The sequence below is a fragment of the Micromonospora sp. NPDC093244 genome (assembly GCF_040683695.1).
GTDB lineage: Bacteria > Actinomycetota > Actinomycetes > Mycobacteriales > Micromonosporaceae > Micromonospora.
In genome coordinates this window covers 1,311,151-1,328,662 of sequence record NZ_JBFBEO010000002.1, presented here as the reverse complement: position 1 = coordinate 1,328,662, position 17,512 = coordinate 1,311,151, and the positions used below count along the sequence as shown (strand labels likewise).

Here is a 17,512-nt window from a genome sequence, read left to right as displayed (position 1 = left end):
GCGCCTGGGGGGAGCAGGGCCACGGGGGTCAGCTCAGTTTGGAGCCGGTCACCGTGGGGTTCCGCGCTCCCAGGAAGAAGATGCCGGGGTAGCCGGCGGTCTCGAACGTGCCGCTGGGATTGCGGCGCACTGTCGAGTTCTCGATCTTCATGGTGCCGGTGCGGTTGTTGCTGACGAAGAAGATCGCGCCGCCACCCTCGTTGGCCTTGTTGTTCTCGATGACCGTGCCCGCGATCCGAACGGTGAACTCGTTGCCGTCGCAGTAGATCGCGCCACCGCTGCCGCCGCCTGGCGTACCCGACTTGGCCGGGTTGGCGCCGCTGCCGATCGCCTCGTTGTTCCTCAACAGGCTGTTCAGCGCCACCCACGACACGCCGATGCTGCTCAGCGCGCCCCCGTTCGAGCAGGAGCCGCCGTCGAAGGTGCTGCTCACCACGTACACCGGCTTGTTCTCGTACTGGCTCAGCACCCGGACGGCTGCGCCACCCAGGTCGGGGCCGGTGCGGTCGCAGCGGTTGTCGACGAAGCGCGAGTTGACCACCTTGAGCCGCCCGCCGCGTACGAAGATCGCACCACCGCCGCCACCCTCGGCTTTGTCGCCTGTGGAGTTGCCGTCGGCGAAGGTCAGGTTCTGCACTGTGAGCTGCGGGTGGTCCTGGTTCTGGCAGTGCGAGGTGGTCCAGCCCTGGGCTTCGTCGCAGGTGTTCATGTAGAGGATGCGGCGCTTCCCCTGGCCGCTGAGCGTGACAGTGCCGCCGCCGTCCAGGACGACAGTCGGCCCGTTGGCGTTGCGGACCTTCGCGGTGGCGGCCATCTTGATCGTCACCGGGGCCGGTCCACAGTTGAACGTGATGACGCCTCCTGCGGCGACGGCCTTCACGACCGCCGCCGAGGTGCAGCTCGCGGGGGTGCCGGTGCCGATGGTCCGGGTCGGCTTCGAGGTGTCCACCGCGCGGGCCTCGGCCGGCACGGAGGCCTTGCCGTTCGGGTTGCCTGCCGCGAGCGCCTTCGCCGCGGGCTTCGGGCTGGCGCTGGCCCCGGGACCGCCGAGACCGTCGCGGCCGGCCGGTACGACGTCCTGGTCGCCGGTCGCCACGGCCTCCGGCGAGGCGGTCTGCGCGGTGCCTGGCGTCGGCTCGTCGGACGCGCAGGCGGGAAGGGTCGCGGTGGCGACACCGAGGACGAGCAGAGCGGCTAGCGACGTCATGCGCACCAGGTGATGCTAGGAGCCGCCACGGCGTCCCGACGAATCCGCCATGCCGATCCGGCTACGGCTGGGCGGACGCTCCGGCGTGGGAGAGGGCGAAGGCGGTCAGGAAACCGGCGACAGTGATGAGACCGACGAGCAGGTGGGCGTTCTCGAACGCCTCCGGGACCATCGTGTCGGTGATCATCGCGAGGATCGCCCCGGCGGCCAACGCCGTGATGGCGGCCAGCACCTCCGGTGGGGCACCACCCAGCAGCGTGTTGCCCACCAGCGCGGCGAGCCCGCTGACCAGCGCGATCCCGGTCCACAGCAGGAACACGTACCGTCGGGACCGGCCGGCCTGACGCATGCCGGCCGCACTGGACAGCCCCTCCGGCACGTTGCTGAGGAACACCGCCCCCACAGTGACCAGGCTGACCGCGCCACCGCTGAGCAGGCTGGCACCGATCACCACCGATTCCGGTATGCCGTCCAGCAGCGCGCCCACGGCGATCGCCGAGCCGGAGCCGGGCTTGTCGCCCTCGGAGGGCTGCTGGTCGCCGGACCGCTTGCGGTGCCGAGCGCCATGTCGGGCGAGAACCAGGTTGGCCAGGGTGTAGACAACCGCACCAACAGTTGCGCCGATCGCCGTGGGCAGCAGTCCGCCCCGGTCGCTCGCGACCTCGATCAGCTCGTACGACACGGCGGAGATCAGCACACCCGCGCCGAACGCCATGACCGAGGCGGTGAGCCGCTGCGGCACGCGCGCGAACCAGCCGACAGCCGCCCCGATCAGCAGCGCCGACCCGGCCAGCAGTCCCCATCCACCCGCCTGCAACCACTCCGGCATTCCCGGGACCGTACCCGGTGGGGCACCCGCGGCAAACCGCGCTCAGAAGTCCGCGAACAGGTACGGCACCGCGCGCGGAAAGATGCCGCGCAACTCCGTGGCGGCGTCGGCCGGGACGTCGCCGAGCCCCCGCAGCGGCAGCTCGGCCGGGTCCAGCACCCCGTACGCCAGGGCGGAGAGTCCGGCAGCGGTGAGCGTGGCTGTCGGCGCCGGGCCGCTGTCGCCGGCGACCACCTCCAGGGTGCCTGTCGTGCCGTCCAGCAGATGCGTGCCGGTCAGCCACCGGTCCCCGGTCAGCTCGACGCGTACCCGGCCCGGCCCGGCGGGCAGCCCGCGCAGCGCGTCAAGCGACAGCAGCCGGGCCATCGGCGCGGACGAGCCCGGCCGGCCCACCCGCGCCTCGACGTGCACGTCCAGGTCGGTGAGCCACAGCTCCGGCAGCTCGTCCGGCGGGACCTGGACGGTGACCCGATCGACCTGGTCGACGTGCCTGGCGAAGAACTGCAACAGCAGCGCCCGCGCGAGCGGATCGGTGGCGAGCAGCTCGTTGCCGTGCAGGGTGCCGCCGTGCTCGTCGATCCGGTACGTGACCGCGCCGGTGACCGCGCCGTCCACCCGGGCGGTGAGCAGCCAGTACTCGTCCCGGTCGCGCAGGCCGGCGTCCCGGTAGTCGGGGAAGACGGCGAAGCCGTGCCGCTGCGCGAGGCAGCGCTCGGTGAACGCGCGCCACACCGGATAGCCGGTGGCGATCCGCTCCCAGCCCAACTCACCGGGCAGCTCGGCACGCAGCAGTGACCCCAGATCCGCGGGCGTGAAGGTGACAGTGCGCGGCTTGGGTAGGCCCACGTAACCGAACCGGGCGTAGAAGCTGGGTCGGAACGGGTAGAGCGCGCTGAGCGGGTGCCCCTCGTCGCGCATCTCGTCGAGGAGCCGGTGCAGCAGCGTCCGTACGTGCCCCTGCCGGCGGGCCAGCGGATGGGTGGCCACCCCGGCGACGCCCGCCATCGGCAGGACCGTTCCGCGCAGGTTCTGCCGCATCGGAATCGCCGAGACGGCGGCAAGCGTCTCGCCGTCCTCCTGCACGGCAAGCGTCGTGTTGCCCTGGTGGTAGGGCAGGTAGTCGCGGAACTGCTCGACCCGCGTCGCGGCGAGCGGTGACGACTCGAACGCGTACGCGGCCAGCGGGAAACTGGTGGTGAGACGCTCGTCGGCGGTCACCCGTCGGATGGTCATCCGCTCATCTCAACCCGCCGTGCCGGCGCCGGCAACCGGATTGGCCGGATCCGTCAGCCGACGGGCAGGTGGCGCAGGTGCCGGCGGCGGCGCAGCCGCACACTGGCGACTGTGGCCACGCCGAGGACGAGCAGGGCGGTCACGACGAGCCCGTGCAGCACGCCCCTGGTGAGGTAGCCCGCGTCGGTGTGGTCCACCGTCCAGGTGGCGATCTCCCGGCTCGACCAGAACGGCGTCAGCTTCGCCCCCGACCCGGCCGGGTCGATGAGCATCTGCACCGTCACCACGGTGAGCAGCAGCAGCGTGCCTTCCAGCTCGCGGGGCAGCAGCGTACCGATCAACATTCCGAATGGTGCCGCCACCGCCACGGAGCAGAGCATCGCGGCGACCAGACCGCCGTACCGCAGATCCGCGCCGTCGAGCACGGGCAGCAGGAGGAACGGTACGGAGATGACAAGCCCCACCGTCCACAGGCCGAGCATCCGACCCAGGTAGAGGTGGTGCGGGCGGTAGCCGGCCAACCGCAGCCTCGGCTCCAGCTCCCGCGCCGCGCTGGTGGCGAAGAGCGCGGCGGTGCTCACCGCCCAACCCACGCCGAGCAGCAGCGACCGGACCGACTGCCCGAGGTAGGCGTCCCGCCGGATCAGGTAGAAGGTCAACGGCATCAACAACAACAGCAGGAGTACGCCCCGACGCCGCAGCAGCTCCCGCAGGGTCATCTCGGCGACTGTGACGAGCCGGGTCACGCGCGGCCTCCTCGAACGCCGGGCGCGACCCGCCCGGACTGTTGTGCCGGGGTCAGGTCGAGCACGATGTCCACCCGGTCGAGCTGGTTGAGCAGGTGCGTCACCACGACGATCGCCGTGCCCGCGTCGCGCAGCCGGCCGAGCTGGTCCCAGAAGTTGACGTACGTGCCCTGGTCGAAGCCCTGGTACGGCTCGTCGAGCAGCAGCACGTCGGGTTCGCTGAGGGTGGACATGGTCAGGTTGAGCTTCTGCCGGGTGCCGCCGGAGAGGTGTCGGGCCTGGGTGTCCCCGCCCGCCTCCCAGCCGAGCTGTCGGGCGGCCACCCGACCGGCGCGACGGGCGGGCCCCCGGGCCACCCCCTGACCCGCGCCGACGAGCACGAAGTGCTCGTCGGCGAGCAGGAAGTCGGCGGTGCCGCCGGACTGCGGGCAGTAGCCGAGCCGGCCGGAGACGGTCACCTCACCGGCGTCGGGTGACATCAGCCCGGCGCAGATCCGCAGGAAGGTGCTCTTGCCGCACCCGTTCGCGCCGACGACGGCGGCGATCTGTCCGGCCCGGACGGTAAGCGAGGCGTCGCGCAGCACGGTCTGTCGGCCGTACCGCTTGGTGATGCCCGCCGCGTGCAGTCGGACCGGGCCGGGTCGCGGGGCGGGCGCGGTGCCGATGCTCTCCACGACCGCGTCCGCGTACTGCTGGGGTGGACCGAAGACGACCCAGGGGTCGCCGCCTCCCTCGCGCAGGTGTGTGGCGGCCTCGGCGACCACGTGCCGGACGGCGTCCGGCGCGACCCGGCGCTGGTGCAGCTCGGCCGTGAGCGCGCGGAGCCAGTAGTCGGCGTTCACCCGGCGACCCCCTTCGTGACGATGTCGTTCACCGGCCGGACGAAGGTGAGCCAGGCGCTGCCGCCCGAGCGCAGCGCCGCGTGCCCGTCGTCGGTGAGCCGGTAGTACTTGCGGGCCGGTCCGGCGCTGCCCTCGCGCCACTGCGCGGTGACCAGGCCGGTCTTCTGTAGGCGCAGCAGCACCGGATAGAGCGTGCCGCCCTGGATCGGCCCGACGCCCGCCGCGTCGAGCGCCTGGGCGAGCTGGTAGCCGTAGGACTCGCGCTCGGCCAGCAGGGCCAGTACGCAGATGTCGAGCACCCCCCGCAGCCACTGCCCGCGCCTGTCGGAATCCACAGGCGGACACTAGCGGCGCAACCTAGATGGCACAACTACCTACCGAGGCCGACCGGAGACCCGGCCGGACGGTCAGATGACCGCTCGGACGGGTCGGGCGAGGTCAGCGAGTCGTGACGTCGGAGACGACGACCGTGACGTTGTCCGGAGCGCCGGCGTGGTGGGCCAGCTTCACCAACTGCTCGCCGCACTGCTGGCGGTCGGAGTACATGCCCAGCGCCGCCGCGATGGCGTCGTCCTCGACATAGTCGGAGAGCCCGTCGCTGCACAGCAGCAGCCGGTCGCCGGGGACCACGGTGAGCACTCCGACCGCCGGTGGGGTGTCGGCACCCTGCACGGCCCGGGTCACCAGGGACCGCTGCGGATGGTGCCGGGCCTGGTCGGGGGAGAGCGTGCCCTGGTCGACCAGCGCCTGCACGAACGTGTCGTCGCGGGTGAGCTGGGTCAGCTCCCCGTCGCGCAGCAGGTAGCAGCGGGAGTCGCCGACCTGGGCCAGCACCAGCGTCTCCCCGGCGAGCAGCGCCGCGGTGAGCGTCGTACCCATCCCCTCACGGGTCGGATCGACGGTGATGGCGGCGTGGATGCGCTGATTGGCGGTGCTGACCACGGCACGCAGGGCGTCCGCGGCCCCGTCGGGGTCTGTGGGCGGGGCCAGCTCGTCCAGGATCCGGATCACGATCTCGCTCGCCACCTCACCCGCGGGCAGCCCGCCCATGCCGTCGGCGACGGCGATCAGGCGGTCACCGGCGAGGGCGGAGTCCTCGTTGTTGGTGCGTACCAGGCCGATGTCGTTGAGGATGACCGAGCGGAGGATCAGCGTCATGGGGACAAGCTTGCCAAGAACAACCCGCGTTCGTCTCTACGGCTCCTGCGTCGGGTCGAGAAATGATTGCGATTTCCGGCCTGGACGGCTCGGGTAGCGCAGCAGCAGGCTGGCTGCGACCTCCTCGTCACCCACCGCCGCGTAGGTGTGCGGCACGTCCGAGACCCAGCGCAGGTGACCGCCGGCCGGTGCGGTGAGCGGCGCGTCGGCCGGGCCGGCCCGCAGCACACCGGCGAAGACGGTGATGTGTTCGGTGACGCCCGGTTGGTGGGCGGGGGAGAGTTGCGTGACGCCGGGCGCGACGCGCATCCGGTACAGCTCGTATGTCGCGTCGGTGTCGGTGAACACCTCAAGCAGGGTGGCGGTGACGGTCCTGCCGTGCATGACGGGTTCGGCTGTCGGTTCGGCGAGCAGGGCGGTGAACGGTACGCCGAGCTGCGCGGTGACTGCCCAGAGCGTGTCCAGGGTCGGGTTGCGGGTGCCGTTCTCCAGGCCGGAGAGGGTGGCCTTTCCGACGCCTGCGAGCCGGGCCAGTGTGGACAGCGAGATCCCCCGCTCCTGGCGCAGGGCGCGGACCCGGCGTCCGACGACTGCGGCGTCCACATCGAGGCCCGGCCGACGGGCTGGTGGTGGGTGCGGCACCCGGCTATCGTGCTACACGCTGTCGTTCCGTAAACGGAACGGCACTCGGGAGGGTGGGATGGCTGGACGCGCGCAACCGGTGCTGGCCGGTGTGGTGACCGCGCTCGTCGGCTTCGCCAGTTCGTTCACAGTCGTGCTGGCCGGGCTCCGGGCCGCCGGCGCGTCGGACGCCCAGGCGGCCTCCGGCCTGCTCGCCCTCTGCGTCGCGAGCGGGCTCACCGCCGTCTGGCTGGGCTGGCGACACCGGATACCGATGAGCGTGGCCTGGTCGACTCCGGGCGCGGCGCTGCTGGTGGCGACCGGGTCACCGCCCGGCGGATGGCCTGTCGCAGTGGGCGCGTTCCTCGTCTCCGGTCTGCTGATCGGCGCCGCCGGACTGTTCCCGCCGCTCGGCAGGGCGGTGGCCGCCATCCCCAAGCCGGTGGCCGGCGCGATGCTCGCCGGGGTGCTGCTGCCGCTGTGCACCGCCCCGGTCCGCGCGCTCGTCGAGGTGCCCACGGTGGCCGGCCCGGTGGTGGTCGGCTGGCTGCTGCTGCACCGGTTCGCCCGCCGCTGGGCGGTACCCGGCGCGCTGCTCGTGGCGGTGGTGGCGATCGCGCTGACCTCGCCGTCGACAGGCCTGGGCGGTGCCGCGCTGATCCCGTCGGTCACTCTCACCGCGCCGGCCTGGAACGCGTCGACGCTTGCCGGACTCGCCCTGCCGCTGTTCCTCGTCACCATGGCCGCGCAGAACGTGCCAGGCATGGCGGTGCTGGTCGGCTACGGCTACCGGCCGCCGTTCGGGGCCGCGCTGCGGGCCACCGGTCTGGCCAGCCTGCTCGCCGCACCGGCCGGCGCTCACGCCGTCAACCTCGCGGCGATCACCGCCGCCCTGGCCGCCGGCCCGGACGCCCACCGGGACCCGGAGCGCCGGTGGGTCGCCTCGGTCACCGCCGGCGTCGGACTGGCCCTGCTCGGGCTGGGTGCCGGCGTCGCCACCGCGCTTGTCGCCGTCGCACCGCCGATCCTCATCGAGGCGGTCGCCGGCCTGGCCCTGCTGGGCGCGCTCGCCACCGCACTCGCGGCTGCGGTGACCGACCCGGCGACCCGCGAGGCGGCCGTGGTCACCTTCGTGGTGACCGCGTCCGGGGTGACGCTGATCGGCGTGGGCGGCGCGTTCTGGGGACTCGTCGCCGGCTGCCTGATGCTGCTGCTCTTCCGCCGTCGATCCGCTCCCGAGGCTCCCTCGGAGGGATCGACACCGGATCAGCGACGTGACGACGTCCCGGCCGACCGGGTCCGGGCGTCGTCATGAGGCTGGTGGGTTACTCCTCGGGTGGCAGGTCGGTCACGCCCACGGCGAGACGCACCCGACCGTCGGCCACCGCCCCGATCTGGTCGGCCGGTACGTAGACCGCGCCGCTCTGCGTCAGCTCGGTGGTGACCTTCAGGTAGCCGGTGTGCAGCAGCCGCGCCGCCAGGTCAGCGGGTACGTCCGGCTCCTCGACGGCAGTCGCCTCGATCAGCTCGTCCAGGCTGCTGCCCGGGTCGGCGGTCGGGGTCTGCACGGTCACCGCGTTCGGGTCGCCCCGCTGGACGAGATCCACCGTCCCGACCTCGGTGCCGGCAACGTCGATCACCGACATCCCGGTGGTGATCCGCGAGATGGCCGCCTGCTGCTCGTCCTGCTGATCCATCCTCCAGCGGTTCCCGGGGCGGCGCGCCGCTAAACGCCGGGGACGGGCGGTGGTGCGACGGGTATGACCGTGGGTCCTATATCCAGGTGTCATACCCCTCGGGAGCGACACCGCCCCACGGCAGCCCCGCGACGGCCGCGAGCGTCGGAGTCAGCCGGACGTCGTCCAGCCGCCCGGTGGGCGGGGAGACAACTCGCGCCAGGTGTCCGTGCCGTCGAGGAGCGCCCGGACCGTCTCCTCGGCCTCGTCCGCACTGCCGTACTCGTAGAAGCGGGAGATGCCCTCGGCGCCGCCGGCCCGCTGCTCGACATGCCACCGGTCGGCGTCCACCCGCAGGAAGACGTCCCGCCGGGCCAGCCGCCCCCACTTCCCGTTCCACCAGTGCTTTCGCTGCTCCATGGCGGGACTCTATCGAACACACGTACGAGAACGTGCGGCCCCTGCGGGATTCCCGCAGGGGCCGATGTGCATCCGTTCGGGTCAGCGCGGTGCCGGCGGCTCGTGGCGGCGACCAAGCACGTCATCAAGTGCCCCGCGCTGCTGGCCCGGGGTGGTGTGCCCGGCCGAGACCAGGGCGTCCCGGATCTCGGTGAGCAGCTTGACCTCCTCGCTCGGCGCCGAGGGCGGCGGCTCCTCGCCACGCTTGCGTCGCTCGGCCAGCCGATTCATCGGGTAGACGACCAGGAAGTAGAGCGCCGCCGCGGTGAGCAGGAAGGTGATCACCGCGTTGACGAAGGCGATCCAGTCGAACGGGATGCCCCGGAACGTGGGCGCCGTGCCGGCCAGGCCCTTGTCGCTGCCCGTGATGAGCAGCACGAAGACGCGGATCAGCGGTTCGAGGAACGATTTGGTGAGCTGGGTGACCACGCCCGTGAACGCGGCGCCGATGACGACACCGACCGCCAGGTCGACGACGTTGCCGCGCATGATGAAATCTTTGAAGCCCTTGAGCATCCGTACTCCTGAGGTGTCCGGTTTTCCGTCCGGCACAACCTATGCCTCGGGAGCGGGCTCCAGAAACGCGCCGGCTTCGATCGCGGCCCGACCGGGCTCGCCGGCCCGGATGGCCTCGACCAGCCGGGAGTGGTCGACGTAACGCTCGGGGGTGAGCGCGTCACCCATCGCCTGGGCGACGGTGCTGCGCAGGGCGGCGCCGACCGAGGCGTACAGCTCGGCGAGCATGGCGTTGTGCGCGGCGGCGACCACGGCCGTGTGCAGTGCCGCGTCGGCCTCGACGAACGCGTCGACCCGGCCCGCGTGCCAGGCTGCCTCGCGGTCGGCGAGCGCGCCGTCGAGCGCCGCCAGGTCCTGGGGTGTACGCCTCAGCGCGGCGAGCCGGGCGGCCTCCACCTCGAAGGCGCGCCGCACCTCGATGACCTCGGTCATCCGGTCGTCGCCGAGTCGGCGGGCCACCACGGGGGCCAGCTCGTCGGTGGACACCACGTACGTGCCGGAGCCCTGCCGGCACTCCAGCACCCCGGCGTGCACCAGGGCGCGGACGGCCTCACGGACCGTGTTGCGCCCCACGCCCAGCGCGGCGACGAGCTGCGGCTCGGTGGGGATGCGCCCACCGACAGGCCACTCACCGCCGAGGATCCGGGCCCGGAGCTGCTCGATGGTCTGCCGGACGCGGTGGCCGCGGGGCGGCACGGCGGGCTGGCCGCGCGGCGGCACCGGTGGTGCGGAGGCGGAATCGACAGACGGTGGCACTGGTTACATCACCGGGCCCAAATTCATCCCATGATTGTAGGTTAGAGGTCATGACACCGCCACCCACCGCCGCTCCGGCGGCTCCCGCTCCCGTCGCCGTCGCCGTCGACACCGGCCCGGCGCGCGACCCGGCGGGGCGTCGGACGCATCCGGCGACCGGTGGCGCGCTCGTACTGGTCGGGATGCTGCTGGTCGCGCTCAACCTGCGTGCCGTGGTGACGAGCCTCGGCGCCCTGCTCGACGAGGTCCGCGACGGGCTGGGGCTCTCCGGCACCATGGCCGGCCTCGTCACCACGCTGCCCACGATCGCGTTCGCCGGGCTGGGCGCGCTCACCCCGTGGCTGGTCCGCCGGGTGGCGCCGGCCCGGGTGCTCGTGGTCGCCATGCTCGCCCTCACCGCGGGGCAGGTGCTCCGGGCCACCACCGACTCGGCCTGGATCTTCGTGTTCACCAGCGCGCTGGCGCTGGCCGGCATCGCGGTCGCCAACATCCTGCTGCCCATGCTGGTCAAGCAGCACTTCCCGCACCGCACCGGGCTGGTCACCGGGGCGTACACGATGGCGTTGACCCTGGGGACGACGGTGGCCGCGGCCTCCGCCGTGCCGATCGCGCACGCCTTCGGCTCCTGGCGGGCCGGGCTGGGCGTCTGGGCCGCGATGGCCGCGGTGGCCGTACTCCCGTGGGTGCCGCTGGCGCTGCGGACCCGGGCGCGCGCACGGCGCGCGACCGCGACGGCGGCCGTCACCGCGCCCACCCGGGTCCGGCCGGCGCGGACCCGCCTGGGCTGGGCCATGGCCCTCTACTTCGGGGCGCAGTCACTCAGCGGGTACGCGATCATGGGCTGGCTTGCCCAGCTGTTCCGCGACGCCGGCTACCAGCCGGAGGCCGCCGGGCTGCTGCTCGCCGGGGTGACCGCGCTCGGCGTGCCGATCGCGCTGCTGATGCCCACCGTGGCCGGACGGATGACCAGCCTGCGGCCCCTGGTGCTCGGGCTGACCACCGCGTCGACGCTCGCCTACCTGGGGCTGGCGCTCGCGCCGCGCGGAGCGGCGCTGCTCTGGGTGGCCCTGCTGGCGATCGGCCAGGGCGCGTTCCCGATGATCCTGACCGCCATCGGCCTGCGCGCGCGCACCGCCGAGGGGACCGTCGCGCTCTCCGCGTTCGCGCAGAGCACCGGGTACGTCATCGCGGCGCTCGGCCCGCTGATGGTCGGCATCCTCTACGAGATCACCGGCGGCTGGACCGCGCCGATCGGATTCCTGCTGGCCGCGCTCGCCGTGCAGACGGCGGCGGGCATGGCGATCGCCCGTCCCCGCTACGTCGAGGACGAGTGATCGACGGCAGTGGTCAGGAGGACGCCGGCGTCGGTTCGCCGGCGACTGCCTCATCCACCGTCGGGTAGGTGTGCAGCACCTCGACCAGCCCGCTGACCTCGAGGATGCGCAGCACACCGCGCTGCGGGGCGGCCAGCCGCACCACACCGCCGGCCTCGTCGCAGCTGTTCTTGGCGCGGACGAAGACCGACAGACCTGTCGAGTCACAGAACGACACGTCCGCCAGGTCGAACACCAGCCGGTTACGGCCCTTGTCGAGCAGGTCGGTGATCTGGTCCTGCAACTGCGGTGCGGTCGCCATGTCCAGCTCGCCCGCGACCGACACGACGACCACGTCGCCGCGCTGTTCCGTGTGCACCGTCAGGGACATTTGGCAGACCTCCTGTTATCGGGGGAACGGTATCCCACGACCGGGGTCGTACGCAGAAGGGGAGCCGCTATCCGGTGGCCATCCTCATTTCCGTTGCTACGGGGCAAGTAGTTCGCCAGTTCCCGGTGGTAGAGTCCGGCCGTTCCAGGTCGAGGGGGGTTTCGCAATGGCGTTGAACGCCGAGGAAAGTGGTCGGCTAGCCGCACTGCTCGGCGGACACGCCGAACAGGTCACGGCTCGATGGACCGAGATCGTCACCGGTTCGTTGCGTGGCCGGCTCAGCCAGGCCGAGTTGCGCCGGCAGGTCCAGGACCTGCACAGCGCCATCGCCACCACGGCCGGGCAGGGTGGCGTCGACCTGTCCGCCGAAAGCTCGGGCGAGCTGCGTGCCGCGCTCACCGAACTGTCCCGTGGGCGGGCCCGGCAGGGCTTCTCCGCCAGCGAGACCGCGATCAGCATCTTCGCGCTCAAGGACGTGCTCGCCGAGCTGGTGCAGGAGGCCGGCGGCGCCAACGCGCTGCACGACTACATCGCCTTCTCCAAGCTGATCGACGAGCTGGGCCTGTTCACCTTCGAGAGCTTCGTCCGCACCCGGGAGAGCCTGATCGCCGACCAGGCCGAGCAGCTCCTGGAGCTCTCCACGCCGGTGGTCAAGCTCTGGGAGGGTGTGGTCGCCGTCCCGCTGGTCGGCACCCTGGACTCGGCGCGCGCCCAGGTGGTCATGGAGCGGCTGCTGCAGACCCTTGTCGACACCGGCTCGCCGTACGCGATCATCGACATCACCGGCGTCCCGGCGGTCGACACCCAGGTCGCCCAGCACATCCTGAAGACAGTGGTGGCCGCCCGACTGATGGGCGCCGACTGCATCATCTCCGGCATCCGGCCGCAGATCGCCCAGACCATCGTCGCGCTCGGCATCGAGTTCGGCGACATCGCCACCAAGGCGAGCCTCGCCGACGCGCTGCGCCACGTGCTGCGGCTCACCGGGGTGGAGACCCCCCGTCGCCAGCCGCGCCGGGACGCCTGATGGAACGCGTGCCGATCCTCAAGATCGGCGACATCCTGCTGGTCTCCATCCAGCTCGACATGTCCGACCAGACCGCGGTCCAGCTCCAGGAGGACCTCGCCGAGCGGATCGTCGACACCGGCTGCCACGGCGTGATCATCGACATCACCGCCCTGGACATCGTCGACTCCTTCGTCGGCCGGATGCTCTCCACCATCGCGTCGATCTCCAAGGTGCTCGACGCCGAGACGGTTGTCGTCGGGATGCGACCCGCCGTCGCCATCACCCTTGTCGAACTGGGGCTGTCGCTGAACGGCATCCGCACCGCGCTGAACGTCGAACGCGGCATGGAACTGATCGCGGCGGCCCGCGCCGACGAGCTCGAGTACCAGCTCGACGACGATCCGGACGCCGAGACGGCCACGCTGTGACTACTGGCGTCGACCTGGGCCAGCCGCAGGCGCAGGCGATCCGCAGCGACGAGGACGTGGTGCGCGTCCGGCAGTTGGTCCGCGCCGTGGCGGTGGCCGTCAAGCTGTCACTCGTCGACCAGACCAAGGTGGTCACGGCGGCGAGCGAGTTGGCCCGCAACACCCTGGTGTACGGCGGCGGCGGATCGGTCGAGGTGGTGATCGTCGACAACGGCCGACGCAAGGGCGTACAGATCGTCTTCGCCGACTCCGGCCCCGGCATCCCCGACCTGGATCTGGCCCTCACCGACGGCTACACCACAGGCGGTGGCCTCGGCCTCGGCCTCAGCGGCGCCCGCCGGCTCGTCGACGAGTTCCAGATCGAGACGTCGGCGGAGACCGGAACACGCATCACGGTGACCAAGTGGTCACGGTGAACGCGGACGCGGTCACCGACAGCGGCATCTGGTTCCGGGTGGACGCCGGCAGCGCAGCAAGCGCCGTCCGACGTGCCGCCGAACGCCTCGGCTCACAGGTGGAGATGGGTGCGGCACGCATCGCCGACCTCGCCATCGTCGCAGCCGAACTGACAAGCAACCTGGTCAAGCACGCCGACGACGGTGTCCTGCTGCTGCGGCCGGTCCGCCGCGCCGGGGAGGCCGGCGTGGAACTGGTAGCCATCGACTCCGGGCCCGGCATGGCCGACCTGACCGTCTCGTCCCGGGACGGGCACTCCACCAGTGGCACCCTCGGCATCGGCCTCGGCGCGATCGTCCGACAGGCCAGCTGGTTCGACGGGTACTCGCTGCCCGGCCGGGGCACCGTCCTCGCCGTACAGGTCTGGCCCGCCGCGCCGCCCCGGGTGTCCTGGGCCGGCGCCCTCGCCAGGCCGATCACCGGTGAGACGGTCAGCGGTGACGGGTACGCCGTCCGGGTCGCCGACGGCCGCCACCAGGTGCTGGTCAGCGACGGCCTGGGGCACGGCCCACTGGCCAACAACGCCACCGAGGCGGCGCTTGCCGCGTTCCGCGACGCCCCGGCCGGCCCGCCGGCGACAGTCGTCGGGCACCTGCACCGGAGCATGTCGCACACCCGCGGCGCCGCGCTCGCCGTCGCCGAACTGGCGGAGGGGGGCATGCTGCGGTACGCCGGGCTGGGCAACATCTCCGGCGTGATCGTCGAGGGGGACGGGCAGCGCCGGGGACTGGTGTCGCTGCCGGGCATCGCCGGGCACCAGCGGCCGACAATCCGGGAGTACGACTACCCGTTCGGGCCGGGCGCCCGGCTGGTGATGCACAGCGACGGGGTGGTCGACCGGTGGCGGTTGACCGACTATCCCGGTCTCGCCGAGCGGTCACCACTGGTGATGGCGGCCACCCTGCTGCGTGACGCAGGCGTACGACGCGACGACGCCTGCGTACTGGTCGCGAGGTCCTGGACATGACCGCCGAGCCGGCCGCGCTGCCGCTGTTGCAGATGGCGCTGCGGGTCGAGCAGGACATCTTCGTGATCCGCCAGCGGGGCCGCGAGGTGGCGGCCGTGGTCGGTCTCGAACACCAGGACCAGGTCCGGATCGCCACCGCGCTCAGCGAGGTCGCCCGGGACCTGCTGCGTACGACCGGTGGCGCGGACGTCTCGTTCCACATCGATGCGGGCATCGACGGCCGCTTCCACCTCCGCGCCGACCTGGCCCCGGTGACCCCGCTGCCCGGCGGCCGGTACGAGCCGCAGTCCGGCGCGGTGTCCCGACTGGTCGACACACTGAGCGTGTCGACAGTCGAGGGGGTTACGGTCGTGAGGATGTCCCGACGAGTCCCGGCCAGCGCGCCGACGCCGACCCCGGAGCGGCTCGCCGAGTTCCGTACCGAACTCGGCCGCACCGCGCCGGCCAGCGCGCTTGACGAGCTGACCGTCCAGAACGGGCAGCTCATCGCGGCGCTCGACGAGGTACGCAGCCAGCGCGACGAGCTGGCCGTGCTGAACGACGAGCTGGCCGAGACCAACAGGGGTGTGCTGGCGCTCTACAACCAGCTCACCGAGGAGCTGGAGGAGACCAACAGGGGTGTGGTCGCCCTCTACGCCGAGCTGGACGAGAAGTCGGCCCAGCTGCGCGCGGCGAGCGAGTCGAAGAGCCGGTTCCTGGCCAACGTGAGCCACGAGCTCCGCGCCCCGGTCACCGCGATCATCGGGTTGGGTCGACTGCTCTCCGACTCGTCCTCCGACCCGCTCACCGCCGAGCAGGCCCGCCAGGTCGGCCTGATCCGCTCGTCGGCGGCGGATCTGCTCGGACTCGTCAACGAACTGCTGGACCTCGCCAAGGCCGAGTCCGGCCGGATCGAGCCGGACTGGGCGGACGTGGACCTGCGCCCGGTCTTCGGCCAGCTCCGCGGCACACTGCGCGCGCTCGCCACCCGTCCCGAGGTCGAGCTGGTCGTGGACGAGCCGCCGGCGCCCGCCCTGCTGCGCACCGACGAGGTGCTGCTCGGCCAGGTGCTGCGCAACCTGCTGCACAACGGCCTGAAGTTCACCGAACGCGGCCAGGTGCGGCTGCGCGCCGAGCGGCACGGCGACCTGTGGATTTTCGAGGTCAGCGACACCGGTCCGGGCATCACTCCGGAACTGCACGATCGGATCTTCGAGGAGTTCTACCAGGTGCCGGGCGCCACCCGCGTCGGCGGCACCGGCCTGGGTCTGCCGTACGCCCGGCGGTTGGTGACCCTGCTCGGCGGGACGCTGGGGCTGGCCAGCGAACCGGGCCGAGGCAGCACGTTCACCGTCTCCCTGCCCACCGGAGGAGTGTGACGGTGGACGGCATGCCGACGACCGTCCTGGTGGTCGATGACAGTCGTACCAAGCGCTACCTGCTTGTCAGTTGGCTGACCCGGGCCGGGTTCACCGTCCTGGAGGCGGAGAACGGCGCCGAGGCGCTGGCCCGCGTCGAGGTGGACCGGATCGACCTCGTGGTGCTCGACGTCCGGCTGCCCGACCTCAGCGGGTACGAGGTCTGCGAACGGATCAAGGAACGGCACCCGGCCATGCCGGTGATCCACGTGTCGGCGCACGCCGTCGACGTGTCCGACCGCGCACAGGGCCTCACCCGGGGTGCGGACGCCTACCTCACCGAGCCCATCGAGCCCGAGGAGCTGATCGCCACCACCCGGGCGGTGCTGCGCTACTACCAGGCCCGAAAGCGCGCCGAACTGCTCGCCGAGCGACTGCTCGTCCTCGCCGACACGACTGTGGCGGTGCACGCCGCGCCGAACTTCGCCCGGCTGCTGAAGGCCGCCGCCGAGGGTGCCGCCCAGATCTTCAAGAGCCCGGCGGCGGTGGTCGCCGAGACGTTCGACGGCGACTGCCTCGCGGGGATCTGCGCCGGTCCGGGCCTGGAGGCCGACGTGGTGCCGTGGGTCGTCGACGACACGGGGGTGCCGACCGGCGCGACAGTGCGGATCCAGGAGCCGGCGCAGTGGGGGCTGCTCGGCTGGCCGGAGGGCGACTCGGTGACCGTGGCCGCCGCCCGGCTGCGCGAGGACCGGGCCCCGCTGTACGTGGTGGTCCCCACCGCCACCCAGACCGCCCGGACGCCCGTGCTGGTACAGCTCGCGCAGGCGGTCGCGGCGGCGGTGGAGGCCCAGCGCTCGTTCGACGAGGAACACCGGATCGCCGTCACCCTCCAGCGCAGCCTGCTGCCGCGCGGACTGCCCGAGGTGGCCGGACTGGACCTCGCGGTGCGCTACGAGCCGGCCAGCGCGCAGACCGAGGTGGGTGGCGACTTCTACGAGCTGGTGATGCTCGACGGGCACCTGCTCCTGGCGATCGGCGACGTGGCCGGTCACTCGCTGCACGCGGCGACAGTGATGGCCGAACTGCGGCACGCCGTGCGGGCGTACGCGGTCGAGGGGCACCAGCCCGGCGAGATCCTGCACCGGGTCAACGAGCTGATGCGCACGCTCCTGCCGAACGAGCTGGCCACGCTCTGTGTGCTGCTGCTGCACCCGCCGAGCGGGCGGGTCCGGTTGGCCAGCGCCGGTCACCTTCCGCCGGTGCTCAGCCTGGACGGCAAGGTCGAGTTCGTGCAGCACTCGGCGCCGCTGCTCGGCGTCCGCGCCCCCCGTCCGGCCGATCTGGAGTTCGTGCTGCCGGCCGGGGCGACGCTTGTGTTCTACACCGACGGGTTGATCGAGCGGCGGGACGCCACAATCGACGAGGGGTTGGCCGCGCTCGCCGCGCTTACCGGCACCGTCGACGAGGACCTGGACCGGTTCTGCGAGCGGCTGCTGGTGGAGCTGGCCCCACCGGAGATCCAGGACGACGTGGCGGTGGTCGTGCTGCGCCGCCGCTGAGACACA

General features: G+C 72.2%; 21 protein-coding genes. 8 read left to right on the top strand and 13 right to left on the bottom strand.

The window, feature by feature from the left end; genetic code table 11:
• Positions 1-28 precede the first annotated feature (28 nt).
• The 8 genes from AB0N27_RS16405 to AB0N27_RS16370 all read right to left on the bottom strand — a co-directional run bounded on the left by AB0N27_RS16405 (position 29) and on the right by AB0N27_RS16370 (position 6,657).
• Positions 29-1,207, bottom strand: a complete 1,179-nt coding sequence (locus AB0N27_RS16405; protein ID WP_364370775.1) for a hypothetical protein — start codon at positions 1,205-1,207, stop codon at positions 29-31.
• A gap of 61 nt (positions 1,208-1,268) precedes the next feature.
• Positions 1,269-2,036, bottom strand: a complete 768-nt coding sequence (locus AB0N27_RS16400; protein WP_364369485.1) for a ZIP family zinc transporter — start codon at positions 2,034-2,036, stop codon at positions 1,269-1,271.
• 42 nt (positions 2,037-2,078) lie between these two features.
• Positions 2,079-3,269 (bottom strand): GNAT family N-acetyltransferase, encoded by a 1,191-nt coding sequence (locus AB0N27_RS16395; RefSeq protein WP_364369482.1) that lies wholly within the window; start codon positions 3,267-3,269, stop codon positions 2,079-2,081.
• Between the two features lie 53 nt (positions 3,270-3,322).
• Complete coding sequence (locus tag AB0N27_RS16390) at positions 3,323-4,015, bottom strand: hypothetical protein (RefSeq protein ID WP_364369479.1); 693 nt, start codon at positions 4,013-4,015, stop codon at positions 3,323-3,325.
• A complete protein-coding gene (locus tag AB0N27_RS16385; RefSeq protein WP_364369476.1) occupies positions 4,012-4,857 on the bottom strand; it encodes an ATP-binding cassette domain-containing protein in 846 nt (281 codons plus the stop codon). The genes AB0N27_RS16390 and AB0N27_RS16385 overlap by 4 nt, the downstream gene beginning before the upstream one ends.
• Positions 4,854-5,192, bottom strand: a complete 339-nt coding sequence (locus AB0N27_RS16380) for a PadR family transcriptional regulator (protein ID WP_364369473.1) — start codon at positions 5,190-5,192, stop codon at positions 4,854-4,856. The genes AB0N27_RS16385 and AB0N27_RS16380 overlap by 4 nt, the downstream gene beginning before the upstream one ends.
• 103 nt (positions 5,193-5,295) lie before the next feature.
• Positions 5,296-6,015 carry a protein phosphatase 2C domain-containing protein gene (locus AB0N27_RS16375; RefSeq protein ID WP_364369470.1) on the bottom strand — a complete coding sequence of 240 codons (720 nt, stop codon included), beginning with the start codon at positions 6,013-6,015 and terminating at the stop codon, positions 5,296-5,298.
• 36 nt (positions 6,016-6,051) lie between these two features.
• On the bottom strand, positions 6,052-6,657 hold the full coding sequence (locus AB0N27_RS16370) for an XRE family transcriptional regulator (protein WP_364369467.1): 606 nt from the start codon (positions 6,655-6,657) through the stop codon (positions 6,052-6,054).
• A gap of 58 nt (positions 6,658-6,715) precedes the next feature.
• Here AB0N27_RS16370 and AB0N27_RS16365 point away from each other — a divergent pair, with 58 nt between their 5' ends.
• Positions 6,716-7,951: a benzoate/H(+) symporter BenE family transporter gene (locus AB0N27_RS16365; protein WP_364369464.1), complete on the top strand. Its 1,236-nt coding sequence runs from the start codon at positions 6,716-6,718 to the stop codon at positions 7,949-7,951.
• Between the two features lie 10 nt (positions 7,952-7,961).
• Here AB0N27_RS16365 and AB0N27_RS16360 read toward each other — a convergent pair whose 3' ends face one another.
• From AB0N27_RS16360 to AB0N27_RS16345, 4 genes are all read right to left on the bottom strand, one after another.
• Positions 7,962-8,333, bottom strand: coding sequence for a hypothetical protein (locus tag AB0N27_RS16360; protein ID WP_364369461.1), 372 nt, complete (start codon positions 8,331-8,333; stop codon positions 7,962-7,964).
• Positions 8,334-8,483: 150 nt separating this feature from the next.
• On the bottom strand, positions 8,484-8,732 hold the full coding sequence (locus AB0N27_RS16355; protein ID WP_203174066.1) for a hypothetical protein: 249 nt from the start codon (positions 8,730-8,732) through the stop codon (positions 8,484-8,486).
• An 81-nt stretch (positions 8,733-8,813) separates the two neighbouring features.
• Complete coding sequence (gene mscL / locus AB0N27_RS16350) at positions 8,814-9,287, bottom strand: large conductance mechanosensitive channel protein MscL (RefSeq protein ID WP_354815906.1); 474 nt, start codon at positions 9,285-9,287, stop codon at positions 8,814-8,816.
• Positions 9,288-9,326: 39 nt separating this feature from the next.
• The gene (locus AB0N27_RS16345; protein WP_364370772.1) at positions 9,327-10,007 is read right to left on the bottom strand and encodes a FadR/GntR family transcriptional regulator; all 681 of its coding nucleotides are present in this window, start codon (positions 10,005-10,007) and stop codon (positions 9,327-9,329) included.
• A gap of 86 nt (positions 10,008-10,093) precedes the next feature.
• On the opposite strand from AB0N27_RS16345, the gene AB0N27_RS16340 reads away from it, so the two are divergent.
• Complete coding sequence (locus tag AB0N27_RS16340) at positions 10,094-11,377, top strand: MFS transporter (RefSeq protein WP_364369456.1); 1,284 nt, start codon at positions 10,094-10,096, stop codon at positions 11,375-11,377.
• A 13-nt stretch (positions 11,378-11,390) separates the two neighbouring features.
• Here AB0N27_RS16340 and AB0N27_RS16335 read toward each other — a convergent pair whose 3' ends face one another.
• Positions 11,391-11,747 carry an STAS domain-containing protein gene (locus tag AB0N27_RS16335; RefSeq protein WP_007454464.1) on the bottom strand — a complete coding sequence of 119 codons (357 nt, stop codon included), beginning with the start codon at positions 11,745-11,747 and terminating at the stop codon, positions 11,391-11,393.
• A 166-nt stretch (positions 11,748-11,913) separates the two neighbouring features.
• On the opposite strand from AB0N27_RS16335, the gene AB0N27_RS16330 reads away from it, so the two are divergent.
• The 6 genes from AB0N27_RS16330 to AB0N27_RS16305 are packed head-to-tail and all read left to right on the top strand — an operon-like array spanning position 11,914 to position 17,506.
• Positions 11,914-12,774, top strand: coding sequence for an STAS domain-containing protein (locus AB0N27_RS16330; RefSeq protein ID WP_364369453.1), 861 nt, complete (start codon positions 11,914-11,916; stop codon positions 12,772-12,774).
• Positions 12,774-13,184: an STAS domain-containing protein gene (locus AB0N27_RS16325; protein ID WP_364369450.1), complete on the top strand. Its 411-nt coding sequence runs from the start codon at positions 12,774-12,776 to the stop codon at positions 13,182-13,184. The genes AB0N27_RS16330 and AB0N27_RS16325 overlap by 1 nt, the downstream gene beginning before the upstream one ends.
• Positions 13,181-13,600, top strand: a complete 420-nt coding sequence (locus tag AB0N27_RS16320; protein ID WP_364369448.1) for an ATP-binding protein — start codon at positions 13,181-13,183, stop codon at positions 13,598-13,600. Before AB0N27_RS16325 ends, AB0N27_RS16320 begins: the two co-directional genes overlap by 4 nt.
• Positions 13,597-14,607 carry a SpoIIE family protein phosphatase gene (locus AB0N27_RS16315; protein ID WP_364370769.1) on the top strand — a complete coding sequence of 337 codons (1,011 nt, stop codon included), beginning with the start codon at positions 13,597-13,599 and terminating at the stop codon, positions 14,605-14,607. Before AB0N27_RS16320 ends, AB0N27_RS16315 begins: the two co-directional genes overlap by 4 nt.
• Positions 14,604-15,965 carry an ATP-binding protein gene (locus AB0N27_RS16310; protein WP_364369445.1) on the top strand — a complete coding sequence of 454 codons (1,362 nt, stop codon included), beginning with the start codon at positions 14,604-14,606 and terminating at the stop codon, positions 15,963-15,965. Before AB0N27_RS16315 ends, AB0N27_RS16310 begins: the two co-directional genes overlap by 4 nt.
• Before the next feature lie 11 nt (positions 15,966-15,976).
• Entirely contained in the window at positions 15,977-17,506 is a 1,530-nt protein-coding gene (locus AB0N27_RS16305) for a SpoIIE family protein phosphatase (protein ID WP_364369442.1), read from the top strand.
• Positions 17,507-17,512 lie beyond the last annotated feature (6 nt).

Bases quoted from the DNA above. Each gene is read 5' to 3' on its own strand.
- AB0N27_RS16305 (WP_364369442.1), top strand. From the start codon at position 15,977: ATGCCGACGACCGTCCTGGTGGTCGATGACAGTCGTACCAAGCGCTAC.
- AB0N27_RS16400 (WP_364369485.1), bottom strand. From the start codon at position 2,036: ATGCCGGAGTGGTTGCAGGCGGGTGGATGGGGACTGCTGGCCGGGTCG.
- AB0N27_RS16375 (WP_364369470.1), bottom strand. From the start codon at position 6,015: ATGACGCTGATCCTCCGCTCGGTCATCCTCAACGACATCGGCCTGGTA.
- AB0N27_RS16355 (WP_203174066.1), bottom strand. From the start codon at position 8,732: ATGGAGCAGCGAAAGCACTGGTGGAACGGGAAGTGGGGGCGGCTGGCC.
- AB0N27_RS16335 (WP_007454464.1), bottom strand. From the start codon at position 11,747: ATGTCCCTGACGGTGCACACGGAACAGCGCGGCGACGTGGTCGTCGTG.
- AB0N27_RS16365 (WP_364369464.1), top strand. From the start codon at position 6,716: ATGGCTGGACGCGCGCAACCGGTGCTGGCCGGTGTGGTGACCGCGCTC.
- AB0N27_RS16360 (WP_364369461.1), bottom strand. From the start codon at position 8,333: ATGGATCAGCAGGACGAGCAGCAGGCGGCCATCTCGCGGATCACCACC.
- AB0N27_RS16405 (WP_364370775.1), bottom strand. From the start codon at position 1,207: ATGACGTCGCTAGCCGCTCTGCTCGTCCTCGGTGTCGCCACCGCGACC.
- AB0N27_RS16340 (WP_364369456.1), top strand. From the start codon at position 10,094: ATGACACCGCCACCCACCGCCGCTCCGGCGGCTCCCGCTCCCGTCGCC.
- AB0N27_RS16395 (WP_364369482.1), bottom strand. From the start codon at position 3,269: ATGACCATCCGACGGGTGACCGCCGACGAGCGTCTCACCACCAGTTTC.
- AB0N27_RS16330 (WP_364369453.1), top strand. From the start codon at position 11,914: ATGGCGTTGAACGCCGAGGAAAGTGGTCGGCTAGCCGCACTGCTCGGC.
- mscL (WP_354815906.1), bottom strand. From the start codon at position 9,287: ATGCTCAAGGGCTTCAAAGATTTCATCATGCGCGGCAACGTCGTCGAC.
- AB0N27_RS16325 (WP_364369450.1), top strand. From the start codon at position 12,774: ATGGAACGCGTGCCGATCCTCAAGATCGGCGACATCCTGCTGGTCTCC.
- AB0N27_RS16310 (WP_364369445.1), top strand. From the start codon at position 14,604: ATGACCGCCGAGCCGGCCGCGCTGCCGCTGTTGCAGATGGCGCTGCGG.